The organism is Bacteroidota bacterium (assembly GCA_039714315.1).
Taxonomy (GTDB): Bacteria; Bacteroidota; Bacteroidia; order Flavobacteriales; family JADGDT01; genus JADGDT01.
In genome coordinates this window covers 1-13,796 of the sequence record JBDLJM010000084.1, presented here as the reverse complement: position 1 = coordinate 13,796, position 13,796 = coordinate 1, and the positions used below count along the sequence as shown (strand labels likewise).

Genomic DNA, 13,796 nt, shown 5'->3' with positions numbered 1-13,796 from the left:
TAATTCACAGAAAACAGAAACGATTTCCTGTTTCCAATAACTCCGCCTTCAGCTCTCAGCTGCCACACCTTATTTATTTGATACTGTCCACCTATAATCATATTCCATTCCTGAACAGGTTTTTTGGTTATTTTATAATGAACAATACCATCGCCGTTTGCGGCACCAATACTTTCTACTATAGGTGTTAATACTTTATCGGCCGCAGCCTGCTTAAGCGGATCTGCATTATCATACCAGATGTAATATTCATCAACAATTTCGTCTCGCCTGTTCCAGCCTTCTTCAGGAATTACCTCTCCAAGGGTAATAGTCCCTTCGGTTATACCTCCCATACGAACACGCATTCCTCCTACCCAAAAAGCTACATTGGATTTTTCATTTTTACCAACCGGGAATGCCCTACCCAATCGGAAAGAGAATACTCTTGATTTAACAGGTTCTTCAAAATTTGTCAGCATAGTCCAAACCCAGTTACCGTCTAAAACAAAGAAATATTTCCCTATTCCGGAAGCTCCTGTAACACCTAAACCATAACTGGCACCTTCCAGTTTGGCTACAGTATTTAGGGTAAAGGGATAACTTATTTTAACATTTGACTGAGACCAGGTTTTTCCGAATATACCATATACATTCAAAAATGGCAATACCCACAAGTCAGGACGCACATTAACAGTGTAGGCAGTAGCTCTCACCTCCTCAAACTCAATGAGCCTGGTAATATCTGTAAGTGGAATTTCCGGTAGGATTCCATCATTAAACCCTACTGCTATATCAGGAATAGCGATATCCTGAACGGCATAAAAATAGTTAACCATAATACCTGCCGGCAACGGAAGATCGAAGCCTTGTTCATGTGCTTTATCTCCAAGAATAGGAAAAATATACGGATATTCAGCCCTGGCAGTATCTCCAAGCTGCAGCATGTTGTTCTGTGCTACACCTGAAAGACTAACAAGAATAATTGAAAAAAATAATGTTAATTTATGCATCTTTTATCATTTTATATTGTAGCGGCTTTCCGGAATTTAATTCCCCCTATCCAAGCCTTATCTTTTCTCTTTCCTCTTTCCTCTTTCCTGCCTGACTGAGTCACGCAGACAGGTATCTTTTATCTTTAGTCTTTTATCTTTAATCTTTCCTGCCTGACTGAGTCACGCAGGCAGGTATCTTTTATCTTTAGTCTTTCATCTTTTCTCTTTAATCTTTCCTGCCTGACTGAGGCACGCAGGCAGGTATCTTTTATCTTTTATCTTTCATCTTTTCTCTTTCACCTGAATAACAATTTCGATATTCTCAACCGAATTCAAGTTTCTGGCAACATTTATAATGAGCTGATAAGTTTTTATTTCTATAACTTTTGCCAGCCAGTATCCGTCTATTCCCTGAACCAAATCTGTTTCAATAATCAGATTTGCCAGTTTTTCGGATACTTCATCAGGGTTAATTTTGCCAATGAGTTTCTCTATCACTTCCGTTAGCTTGTCCACAAGCTGCTCCTTGTCAACCTTGTTTACTCCCATTTCAATAATCAAGTCAGCGAGCTTGTCGGCAATTTTTTCTATATCAGCATTTTTCACGGCCTCCATAACAGGTAATATCAACTGATAAATTTGCTCTTCGCTTAGCACATCCATAACTTTTGAATGAATTAGCTGCGATAACTCCTCGGCTATCTTATCTGATTCAAACTTATCGAATACAGTATTTAGCTTTTCCTCTATTAAATCTACAATAGGCTGCTCTGCCATATCCACTAAATTAGCAACCCATGAAGAAACATACGAAGCAACCTGATCCGGTGGAACTTGCTGAATTCTGTACATTGCCTTTTCAAATCCCTTTTGAATACTTAAGTCCATAATTCCAATAACAGTATTGGCAAGTGCTGCCGACATATCTTCGACTGTAGAATTTTTCAATCCGGCCTTTATTCCTGTTAAAGCACTTGTTAAATACGGTTTTATACTTTCCCAGTCAGGTTCAAGTAACAGCCCCGGAAATCTTTCGTTAATCTTATCTACGTTTGGAATTAATACATCATCTATAATTTCCTGAGCCAAACTACTAAGCTTTATGGTGCTTGTTTCATCAATTTTTGTTACAAAAGGAAGCATTTTCTGTGTTAAGGAAGCAGCATCGAAAAAGTGTGCTGTAACCACTTCCGACAATTTGTTTGCCGTGCCCTCAACAGTAGCAGTGTCTACCTGAGTAACCGACTCCCACAACGGATAAATTTTGTTATAAACATTTTCTTCACTGAGCTTCTCCGAAATTTTCTCAAAAACCATATTTGCTATTTGCTCTGAAATAACGGGAAGTGTTTCATTCTCAAAATTCTCTATTCGTGGTAAAATAATGTTGTATATATCCTCTTCACTAATGGCTGCTTCTATTTTTTCAGAAAATCTCTTTGCCAGATCAGCAGCTATTTCTTCGGGATTGTCGAACTTAGTTTGCAGCCTGTCAAGAGCCTGTAAAATTTTATCGTATAATATACTTTCAAAATCTGTTTCAGACAGCTTGTTTATCACTATACGGGTAATAACTTCAGCAAGTTTTTCAGGCGACTCCTGAATTCCTTCAACTTTACCATGAATGAAATCGTAAAGGTATTGATGAACAGCTTCTGATACTTTTTCGTTCTCTAAAACCATTTCCACAAAGGCATCGGCAATTTGCCCCGGTCTCTCATTTATTGCAATTCCGATTATTGAGTTGTTTAGAAAATCTAACAAATTATCTTTGTGAATGCCATCGGTATTAAAAGCAAACCGGTTATTTTCTGATGAATATTGATAATCAAACTTAACCGGATTTATTGTGTCAAGACTAATTCTCATATCAGTAGTATTCAACACATAATATCCGCCAATTCTAAAGAAATTATCCTCCCCAATAGTGTCATTCAATATATCATCCCTGGTGAAACTATAAGTGTAATTTAACTGTCGCTTGTTGTCCCCAAAAATATCGTACGAGTCATATGTCCCCGGTTGTACCATCCCGTTTTCATCTGCCACATTCACCAATAACGGAGAGGCCTTTGATTCGTATTGCACAGTTACTTTCATATCGTAAAACCCCCAATAGTTAGAACGCAATATGTCCTCTGTAGCCATTATTAAATCTCTTTCCATTTGCTCTGGAGTTCTTTCATCTTCCTTACTACAAGACGACAAGAAAATTACAATGCTGACTATTGCCAATATTTCAAAATATAATTTACTCATAATTTCTCACGTTATCAATTGCATTACAGAAAGTTACGGACTTTTAAACAAATACACAATTGTTAATAATTTTCCTGCTAACATCATAGGTAAATAGGATTTATACCGGATTAAGTGTATAAACATCTATTGCCCTTAAGCCGGTTACCGGTTCCTGAGCTTATCGAAGGACTGCCTGCCGGTTGCGGTTATTATCTTCCTCCAGCGCTCAGCCAAAATACTTTCTCTTTTGTCTTTCCTCTTTCATCTTTTCTCTTTCCTGCCTGACTGGGTCACGCAGGCAGGTATCTTTTCTCTTTCCTGCCTGACTGGGTCACGCAGGCAGGTATCTTTTCTCTTTCCTGCCTGACTGAGTCACGCAGGCAGGTATCTTTTGTCTTTGAACTTTGAACTATCAACCCTTAACTTTTTTACTTTTGCCTTAATAAGCTATATTTGCAAACTGTAAAAACATTTTTAGTTTATGATTTCGAAAAAATCCTTAATAATAGCTGTCGATTTCGACGGTACAATAGTTGAAGACGAATATCCTAACATCGGAAAACCGATGCTATTCGCATTTGAAACTATGAAAAAACTTCAGGATGAAGGTCATAGGCTAATTCTTTGGACATACAGAAAAGGTGATATGCTAAAAAAAGCCGTAAAATTTTGTAGCGAAAACGGTATTGAGTTTTATGCTGTAAATGAGAGCTATGATAATGAACTTGTAAACGGTATCAGCAGAAAAATTCATGCAGACCTGTTTATCGATGACAGAAATATTGGAGGCTTTATCGGATGGGGAGAAGCTTATCAGGCTATCAACAAAAGAGAACTAAACATAGACTCTCAACTTAAAAAACAAAAAAAAGGATTCCTATCCATATTTAGAAGATAATGATAAAGTTAAAATCACTTGAAGAAATTGAACTGATGCGCGAAAGCGCACTTATCGTGTCAAAAACTCTTGGCATGCTTGCAGGAGAAGTAAAACCGGGAGTTACAACTCTTGAGCTTGATAAGATGGCCGAAGAATTTATTCGCGATCATGGAGCATATCCGGGATTTTTGGGAATGTACGATTTCCCGAATACACTGTGTATGTCGCCAAACGCACAGGTTGTACACGGTATTCCTAACAATACTCCATTAGAGGAAGGCGATATAATTTCGATCGACTGCGGATCATACAAAAATGGTTATTACGGAGATCATGCCTATACTTTTGAAGTTGGAGAAGTTGACGAAGCAACAAAGAAACTGCTCAAGATAACAAAAGAATCACTTTATGAAGGTATACGCCAGTTCAGGAAGGGAAACAGAGTTGGCGATATAGGCTATGCAATTCAACAATACACCGAATCAAACGGATACGGAGTTGTTAGAGAGTTGGTAGGGCATGGTTTAGGAAGAGATATGCACGAAGACCCACAGGTTCCTAATTATGGAAAACGGGGATCGGGCAAAAAGTTTAAAGATGGAATGGTGCTTGCTATAGAGCCTATGATAAATATGGGCACTCACAAGATTAACCAGCTAAAAGACGGGTGGACTATTCTTACCCAGGACAGACTGCCTTCGGCACATTTCGAACACGATGTAGCCTTGATAAAAGGGAAACCTGAACTGCTGTCTACTTTTAAGTACATCTATGAAGCGCTGGGAATAGAGTCTGATGAAGAAGACGAATTTCGTCAAAAACCTCTAACCCTATAACCTTTTTATGATTTCGAAAATAATAAGAATCTCATTAAAAAAGATACCCAGACCTATATTAATAAAAATCAGCTATTTGTTTAAATGGCTGATTCCTTTGTTTTACAGGGGTAATAATTTCGAAGACCCTATTGACGGTCGAAAATACGGTAAACTCCTACCCTATGGATACAAAGATCAGCAACGCGATAATGCTCTTGCTCCGGGTAGCTTATCCCTGGAAAGACATCGCTTATTGTGGCTCTTTATGAAAAATGAAACAGATTTTTTCAGTACTGATAAAAAGATGCTTCACATTGCACCTGAACAGTGCTTTGTAGATAAGTTCAGAAAGCAAAAAAGCCTTGACTATACTACTGCCGATATTGAATCGCCTTTGGCCGATGTATTGATGGATGTTCAGGAAATACCTTTCCCCGACAATACATTTGATGTTGTGTTCTGTAACCACGTTCTGGAACATGTAGAAGATGACAAAAAAGCTATGTCGGAACTTTACAGAGTTATGAAACCGGGTGGTATGGGAATTTTTCAGGTTCCTCAGGATGTAAACATGCGAAATACTTATGAAGATCCTACAATTACAGATCCGGATGAGAGAACCAAACACTTTGGACAATATGATCATCTGAGAATATACGGCCTCGACTACTTTAACAAATTAAGAGAAGTTGGATTTAAAGTTTGCCCAAACAGATATTCTAAAAACTACACTCCTTCCGAAGTAAAACGATACGCACTTGCCAAGGATGAGATATTGCCTGTTTGCAGGAAGTAATGATATACGGTTTAATGGAGGAAAATTATTTATAATTGGTAAACCTAAATCAGCCTATTTAGTATCATCTTGCACCTATAACAACTTTATTAACCGCTGATACGCTAAGTTTTGCGAAGAGTATTGGGTAAAGTCCTAAGAAATTTAATAATCGTTTTGAAAGTTCATTTCGTGTTTTCATGGTGTATATCTTGTAAAGCATAATAAAGATAAACTTATTTACGATTCTTAAAGTGCCAAGTTAAGTGAAAGCTTAAATACTTTCCTGCCTGACTGAGTCACGCAGGCAGGTGCCTTTTTACTTTTTACTTTTTACTTTTGCCTTACTTTAACAGTAAATTGTCCTAGGTTTTACTCTCCCCCAGAAAATGACGTTGATCCGGTATTACTTTATTATCCTTAAATATTAAAAAGGAAAACCAATATTAATATGGAAAATATTTTCTCCATATCTATTTATGTGAAGACCAGCATCAATAGGCCCAAATGGAGATTTATATCCAACCGACAAACCCGCTGCAATATTGACTTTTTCTTCATATTTTTCACTATGTAAGTCATATATAACTGCATCGGTAATCAGTGATACAAACAGGTTATTTATTATTTGAAACTGAAAATTCATATCAAATTTCAGAAAACTATCTGTTAGTAATGAGTAAGGTTCATCACCTATGAAATTAATATTATGGATGCGCTTTTGCCTGCTGTTACCTCCTAAAAAATAACTGTTCATCAAAGCGACTTCTGTTGTTGAATATCCTAAGGATACTTGAGGTGAAAATGAAAATATTTCACCTAAATCAACAAAATGCCGGTACCTCAATTCAAATTGCAAAAAATTTAAATATGATAATTCCGATTCTACCTCCCGATCAGATGTCACCAGATATTTAATACGCCTGTTAAGAGGTATACCTCCTTTTAACGACGCATATATCTTAGATCCCTTAGTAGGATAAAATTGTCTGTTTACATTATCGTGAAAATAATATAATTGGGAATAAATTCCATCATCGTAAATCTTTGACACTTCCGTAGCAATATCAGCCCCATCCTTATACTTCCTTGTAGCTACCTGATAAACAAAATCAAGTCCCATCTGATTATTATTGTTAAAGTTATATGCAAATTTTGTCATGAATTCGCTGGAAGTAAAGATCTGTGATCCTATATTTAAATCGCCTACTCCTTCTACATTAAAAAATGCCTTCATATTAAGAAGCTCATAATTTACTTTTATAGATGTTTGTAATTTCTTGTTTTTCCCGAAGTAGCTATCGTAACCAAATTTGACAATCGGGTTTCTCGAAAAATTAGTTCTTAGCTGTGTTCTACTACCGGAAATCAACAGGTTGCGTACGGAAATATTCGCCAGCAAAGAAGCACCGTAAAAAGTCTCATAGTTCAGGGAAGCCTGAAGCTGTCCCCTGGCCTTTTCGATGATATTAAAAGTTACTATAAAACTATCCTTATCTTTATTAAGCTCATCTTTTTCGAGAGTGTAAGTAATCTTTTTAAACAACAGGGTTCCCATCATATTATTAAGAGCTGCTGCCATATCATCCTTTGAAATTTTAGAACCAATTTCCAGCCCGGATTTCGATATAATATACTCATCGCTTACCATCGTTAATCCTTCGGTTTTTATGCCGGCTATCAATATAAAATCGCGCTCGGGAATAACTTTTCCCGGAACTTCGGGATATTTACTAAGTAATTTACTCCATGCTGCCAGTGTATCAAGAGCCACAGATTTTTTCATAGACTCTTTACCGTAATCGCCTATTTTTCTTGCTTTTTGAAAATCTTTTATCCCCAAACCATGCAAATCATACTCCACCACAACATCGCAAAGTTTCTCCTGTACATTTATATCCTGAATTACCGAGAAAATATTTGTCCGCATCAAAATATTTGTCAGCGACTCCATTTCCTTTAGCGTTACCTCTTCTTTGAAACTTGTGTAAGACCCGATTATTTTTTCAGCCCCCATTTCCTTAACTTCTATTACAGGGAAATTCCGGTAAACCCCTCCATCTACCAGGACTAATGTATCTAATACCACGGGTGAAAAAACTGTTGGAATCGACATTGATGAACGCAGGGCAGTAGCCAAGTCGCCACTGTCGAAAAAACGTGGTTTCCCGCTGATCAAATCAGCAGCAACACATTTAAATTCTACTTCAAAATCATTAAAATCTTTAACATCTGCCACACGCCATGACAATCGTGAAAAGAACTCCGAAATATGTTGACCATATACTATCCCTGTTGGAAGCTTAGGTATTAAATTTCCGGAAAAATTAAATGTAACCAAATATCTCTTATAATCGTGCTTTTCGTTCATTTCGATATCCTTTAGCGGAATATCATCGTTCAAAATAGCACCTAGGTCTGTATTACCTAATATAGAATCTATTTCATTTGCAGAATAACCTATTGAATATAAAGCCCCCATTATAGACCCCATACTTGTTCCTGTAATATAATCAGGTTTAACATTCAGACTGTCCATGGCATGTAAAACCCCAATATGAGCCAGACCTTTTGCTCCTCCTCCACTTAAAGCCAAACCAATTTTTGGTCTTTTATTACTCTGCGACTGAACCAGAAAAGGAATAAAAAGTATAAATATGTAAATTAAAAAACTCCTTAAGAAGGATATTTTAAATTTTGGGCTCATGAATTATTTATTTTACGACAACTAAATAACCCGGTTTAAGATCATCTTCAATAAAATCAGGATTCAGGTCAAAGAATTCATCTTCGCTCAACCCTGTTTTTAGCAGTAGTTTCTCAAAAGTATTCTCCGCTCTTTGTATTCTGTAATGCTTACTGTCAAATTCAGAATAGTCGGTATTAAGGTTTACTTTAAGCTTCATACCTACAAAAGGTCGGGTGGCTCTCAGTCCTTCATTTAAAGCTTTTAGTTCTTTAACCGAAATATTAAATTTATTGGCTACCGTTCCATAATTATCTCCCTGTTCCAAATCGTAGTACTCAACAATTACTTTTTCAACAACCTCTTCCTCTTCTATTGGAATTTCTACCGACACTGTATCAATTTCCATTGTTTGATCGATAACTGCTACAGTATCGTTCAACGGATCTGTAACAATATCGCGTTTTACAATTTCACCCAGTACTTTGAAATCAGTTCTACGGTTGTACTGCCGGGCCTCACTTTCTTTTTTATCATCAAGATGTTTAATAAAATCCTCTGTTAAAATGGTACCGTGATCAAATGAACTTTCAAAATTTTCGGGAATAGTAAATGGATCTGTTTCTCCCATACCTTCAGCCTTCAATCTTACATTGTCTATCCCCTTTGAAACCAGAAAATCTACACACGACTGTGCCCTTGCCTGTGATAACTTCATATTATAATCGTGTTTACCAATGTGGTCGGTATGCGCACGAAGATTAATTACAATATCAGGATTCTCTTCCAGTACATCTACCAACAGCTTCAGACTTTCTGTAGCTTCAGGACGAAGTTTAGCACTGTTAAAATCGTATTCAATGTGTGGAAGTACAATAGGATCAGAAATATGATCCATCTCTAAATTAAGTCTTGAATTCGATAAATAAGCTCCTTCAACAGGTTCAAATTCCTCAACAGGAATGCCCAAAGTTGAAAATGATGCTACCTGTGCCAAATATTTTTTTAACCTTAAAACAAGCTTGTAGCTCACATCACCTCTCATAATTTTTGTGCCAAACTCATATTCTCCATCATTATTGCTTGTGCTGAAATTTACAGAACCATCATTACCTTCCAGCTTAATCTGTACCCCCGACAACTTGCGCCCGGTATTAGCATCAATAACACTTCCTTTCAAAGTATATAAAAAAGGTAACAGACGAACTTCATATAAATCATCCATACCAACACTGCCGTTACGGTTAGACGATACATAACCAATAGTTTTATCGGCATTAAAAATTAAGCCAAAATCATCGGCCTGAGAATTTATTGGAATTTTTAAGTTTTGAGGCCCTCCCCAGGTTTTCGTACCAAGTTTAGACATAAAAACATCCAATCCTCCCAAACCTTCATGGCCGTCGGAAGCAAAATACAGATTGCCTTTTTCATCAATCCAGGGATACATTTCATTACCAATGGTATTAATTCTACGCCCTAAAGTTTTGGGCCTTTCGGACCACTCACCTGAGTTTGACTTTTTCACATAGTACAAATCATTTTCGCCTATACTATTGGGACCGTCTGACGAAAAAACCAGGGTCTTCCCATCCGGACTTATTGCGGGATGTCCTGCTACCGTTCCACCTTCCGACTTTACTATTTCAACGGGTTCCGACCAGATTCCATTTACTAATTTAGAATAGAATATTCCACATCCCGATTCTTCATCTTCGCTGTAATCGCATCGTGTAAAGAACATTTCATCCTTGTTTTTTGTAAAACAGGCGGCACCCTCATGCATCACAGTATTAATACTTTCACTAAAACCTACTGCATGCGACCATTTTGATTTTTCACCCAAAACATCATTTCCTTTGCGCTCCAGATTGCTTTGATACAGGTTAGAAAATCCTGTACCGAGCCATGCATCTTCCTTCATCGAGTTTTCGCTCAAACGGGTTGAAGTATAAACCAGAACATTTTCAGATCCGGGCTTACCGTAAAATGTCGGTGAAAAATCATTGAATTCCGAATTTAACTCAATTATATTTCTGAGCTTATAATCTGTTTTTTCACTTTCAAGTTTCTTCGCCAGCGAAATAGATCTCAGCAACTTATTTACCCTGTCATCCGAAGGACTTTCTTCCAGATACTCTTTAAAAGCCTCTTCTGCCTCATCATACCTGCCCAGCATTTGCAGCATCTTGCCATACTTAAACCCTGCTTCAGGTCCATAATCTAATTTAATAGCACGCTCGTATTGAATTATGGCATCAGAATACTTTGCCATGTTTCTGTTGCTTTCACCAAGCCGATAAACTATTTCTGCCTTAAAACGCTGATCTTTCTCTTTAATAAAAGCCTTTTCCAGCAAATTCAACGACTTACTGTACTCCATATTGTCATAAACCTCGAAAGCAATTTTAGTTTCCCGGCTTTGGGACAAAGCCAATACCGGAAGGAGTAATAACAAAGCTACGGTTCTAAGATCGTTCATCGAAAATGGATTAGGTTGAAGTATTTATATTTTGAGTATATAAAGATATAATATTTTACAAAGAATAATGATATAGATTAATATCCAATATCAAAAAAACACTATTCATTAAACTGCTTTACCAACTCATCTACAATTGCTTTTACAGGTCTGATTTCATGAACTTCCTCCAAACTGGGACCGGCAACCCATACTGTTTTATAAGATGCTCCAAATGCAGATTTTTCAATTGATTTCATTCCCCTGTATGCCACAAACATTTTTACGTACTTCTTAAGTTTTTTATTCTTCATCAAAACTTTCTGCAGCCAACCGGGTTCTGTTCCTATTTCTCTTAAATAAGGGGTATTTATAACTGTAAGAGGTGTACCCGATAAATTTGAAGTTTTAACTATATCTTTTGCCCTGTACTCTACCAAAGCATTTTTATAATCGTCCGACACGTCCGATTCTTCAGTAGCTATAAATACGGTACCCATCGAAACTCCTTCAGCTCCAAGATCCAGCATTTTTTTTAGTTGCTCACCTGTAGCAACTCCTCCGGCAGATATTACAGGTATATTACAGTTCTCTTTCAATAAGGGAATAAGTTCTTTATAAGAGGTTTCTCCTGCATGGCCTCCGGCTTCTTTGTTGACAGCTATTATAGCATCGGCACCAAGCTCTTCAACCTTCTTTGCGTATTTTAAATCTACCACATCGCAGAAAACCTTTATGCCGGCAGGTTTACATTTTGCAATTGTCTCTTCGGGACTCCCTAAAGAAGTGATTATGAAATCTACTTTCTTCTCTACACATGTCGCAAGCTGAGCCTTGTACTTTATGTTCGATTTATTTACTATCAGATTTATACCGAATGGCTTGTCTGTTTGCAATCTGATTTCATCAATGGCTTTTCTGAAATCTTCGTCAGTTCTGTAGTTCAAGGCCGGAATAGCTGCTGTAATTCCACTTTTTAAAGCTGCTACAGTCATTTTAGTGTTCGACACCAAAAACATAGGAGCCATTATTACAGGGTACTTTATACCCAGCATTTTAGTTAATTCGGTATTCATATTCTATTATTTGATTAGTTTGGTTATCTGTACCCGAATGTATGGCTTTGGAGGGTAATATCAAAATGAGTTAATGTGATAATGAGTTAATGTGATAATGAGTTAATGTGTTAATATTGTATCATCGTCATCCGCGTGAGGGATAGAGCGGATTACCCCGCAGTGAAGCGTAGCGTAACGAGGAGTATGAGCGAAAGCCCGACCGGAACGAAGTGACGGACACGCCCAAATAAAAAAGAGGCTGCAAATGCATCCCCTTCCTTATCAAGCAAACTGAAGTTTACTATTCATGGTAATATATTTTTAAGCTTCTATTTCCAAGGCCTCAACATGCACAGTTGCGACGGCTCTTCCTGATGGATCTGCATTATCCTTAAATGATGCATCCCAGGCTAAAGCTTCAGGTGTACTACAGGCTATTGACGGAACCGACGGAACACATCTTGCTGCAGTATCAGAAGGGAAATGCTCCTCGAAAATAGATCTGTAGAAATATTCTTCTTTACTCATCGGCGTATTTGTCGGGAAACGATATGCGGCACTATCCATTTCTGTATCACTTACAGATTCCTCAACCATTTCCTTTAATGAATCTATCCAGTTATAGCCAACTCCATCAGAGAACTGCTCTTTCTGACGCCAGGCAACTTCTTCAGGTATATAGTCTTCGAATGCTTTACGTATAACCCATTTTTCGATTCTACCATCTTTTATCATTTTGTCTTCGGGGTTGATGCGCATAGCAACATCCAAAAACTCTTTATCCAAAAACGGAACACGGGCTTCGATTCCCCATGAAGCCATTGACTTGTTGGCTCTCAAACAATCGTAAAGATGTAATTTACTCAATTTACGGTTCAGTTCATTATGAAATTCCTTAGCGTTTGGTGCTTTGTGAAAATATAAATATCCTCCAAAAATCTCATCTGCTCCTTCTCCCGAAAGAACCATTTTAATTCCCATCGACTTAATTACCCTTGCCATCAAATACATCGGAGTTGATGCCCTAACAGTAGTTACATCATAAGTTTCCAAATGATAAATTACATCGCGAATAGCATCTAAACCTTCCTGAACAGTAAAATGAATTTCGTGGTGAATAGTCCCTATGTGATCGGCTACCTTTTTAGCAGCCACTAGATCCGGAGACCCTTCCAAACCTACAGCGAAAGAGTGAAGAGCCGGCCACCAGGCATCACCTTTATCATTTTCCTCAATACGCTTCGCAGCGTATTTTTTTGCAATAGCAGATATAACTGAACTATCCAATCCTCCCGAAAGTAATACTCCATAAGGAACATCGGTCATTAACTGACGGTGTACTGCTTCTTCCAAAGCATCCTTTAATTCTGAAATATCCGTTTTGTTATCCTTGATATTTTCGTAATCGGTCCAGTCTCTTTTGTACCACTTTTTCATTACACCGTCTTTACTCGACATGTAATGCCCCGGTTTGAATTCTTCAATTTTAGAACAAACACCCTCTAGAGCTTTCAATTCTGATGCTACATAAAACTGACCATATTTATCCCATCCTATATAAAGAGGAATAATACCAATATGATCTCTTGCTATGAAATAAGAATTGTCCTTCTTGTTATAAAGTGCAAAACCGAAAATCCCGTTTAAATCATCTAAAAAGGCTTCTCCTTTTTCCTGATATAAAGGAAGAATCACTTCACAATCTGATTGTGTCTGAAATTCGTATGGCTGATCCAATTCAGCTTTCAAATCCATGTGGTTATAGATTTCACCGTTTACTGCCAACACTAAATCACCGTCGTTGCTGAACAAAGGCTGTCTTCCCGACTGAGGATCAACAATTGCAAGTCTTTCATGCGAAATTATTGCATCTTCGTTGCTATATACACCAGACCAGTCCGGT

9 protein-coding genes are annotated in these 13,796 nt (G+C 37.4%); 3 read left to right on the top strand and 6 right to left on the bottom strand.

What is annotated here, in order from left to right:
- Window positions 1-992, bottom strand: a 992-nt coding sequence (locus ABFR62_09225; protein MEN8138603.1) for a hypothetical protein, incomplete at its 3' end; no start/stop codon positions are given.
- Window positions 993-1,256: 264 nt separating this feature from the next.
- Window positions 1,257-3,233, bottom strand: coding sequence for a hypothetical protein (locus tag ABFR62_09220; protein ID MEN8138602.1), 1,977 nt, complete (start codon window positions 3,231-3,233; stop codon window positions 1,257-1,259).
- A 463-nt stretch (window positions 3,234-3,696) separates the two neighbouring features.
- Here ABFR62_09220 and ABFR62_09215 point away from each other — a divergent pair, with 463 nt between their 5' ends.
- The 3 genes from ABFR62_09215 to ABFR62_09205 are packed head-to-tail and all read left to right on the top strand — an operon-like array spanning window position 3,697 to window position 5,709.
- Entirely contained in the window at window positions 3,697-4,113 is a 417-nt protein-coding gene (locus ABFR62_09215) for a hydrolase (GenBank protein ID MEN8138601.1), read from the top strand.
- Entirely contained in the window at window positions 4,113-4,931 is an 819-nt protein-coding gene (gene map / locus ABFR62_09210; protein MEN8138600.1) for a type I methionyl aminopeptidase, read from the top strand. Before ABFR62_09215 ends, map begins: the two co-directional genes overlap by 1 nt.
- A gap of 7 nt (window positions 4,932-4,938) precedes the next feature.
- Complete coding sequence (locus ABFR62_09205; GenBank protein ID MEN8138599.1) at window positions 4,939-5,709, top strand: methyltransferase domain-containing protein; 771 nt, start codon at window positions 4,939-4,941, stop codon at window positions 5,707-5,709.
- 406 nt (window positions 5,710-6,115) lie between these two features.
- Here ABFR62_09205 and ABFR62_09200 read toward each other — a convergent pair whose 3' ends face one another.
- The 4 genes from ABFR62_09200 to asnB form a co-directional block, all read right to left on the bottom strand.
- Window positions 6,116-8,395 (bottom strand): patatin-like phospholipase family protein, encoded by a 2,280-nt coding sequence (locus tag ABFR62_09200; GenBank protein ID MEN8138598.1) that lies wholly within the window; start codon window positions 8,393-8,395, stop codon window positions 6,116-6,118.
- 7 nt (window positions 8,396-8,402) lie between these two features.
- A complete protein-coding gene (locus ABFR62_09195; protein MEN8138597.1) occupies window positions 8,403-10,856 on the bottom strand; it encodes an OmpA family protein in 2,454 nt (817 codons plus the stop codon).
- Between the two features lie 101 nt (window positions 10,857-10,957).
- Window positions 10,958-11,911: a nitronate monooxygenase gene (locus tag ABFR62_09190; GenBank protein MEN8138596.1), complete on the bottom strand. Its 954-nt coding sequence runs from the start codon at window positions 11,909-11,911 to the stop codon at window positions 10,958-10,960.
- A gap of 303 nt (window positions 11,912-12,214) precedes the next feature.
- The coding region (gene asnB, locus ABFR62_09185) for an asparagine synthase B (GenBank protein MEN8138595.1) at window positions 12,215-13,796 on the bottom strand (1,582 nt) is incomplete at its 5' end.

Bases quoted from the DNA above. Each gene is read 5' to 3' on its own strand.
- ABFR62_09220 (MEN8138602.1), bottom strand. From the start codon at position 3,233: ATGAGTAAATTATATTTTGAAATATTGGCAATAGTCAGCATTGTAATT.
- ABFR62_09215 (MEN8138601.1), top strand. From the start codon at position 3,697: ATGATTTCGAAAAAATCCTTAATAATAGCTGTCGATTTCGACGGTACA.
- map (MEN8138600.1), top strand. From the start codon at position 4,113: ATGATAAAGTTAAAATCACTTGAAGAAATTGAACTGATGCGCGAAAGC.
- ABFR62_09205 (MEN8138599.1), top strand. From the start codon at position 4,939: ATGATTTCGAAAATAATAAGAATCTCATTAAAAAAGATACCCAGACCT.
- ABFR62_09200 (MEN8138598.1), bottom strand. From the start codon at position 8,395: ATGAGCCCAAAATTTAAAATATCCTTCTTAAGGAGTTTTTTAATTTAC.
- ABFR62_09195 (MEN8138597.1), bottom strand. From the start codon at position 10,856: ATGAACGATCTTAGAACCGTAGCTTTGTTATTACTCCTTCCGGTATTG.
- ABFR62_09190 (MEN8138596.1), bottom strand. From the start codon at position 11,911: ATGAATACCGAATTAACTAAAATGCTGGGTATAAAGTACCCTGTAATA.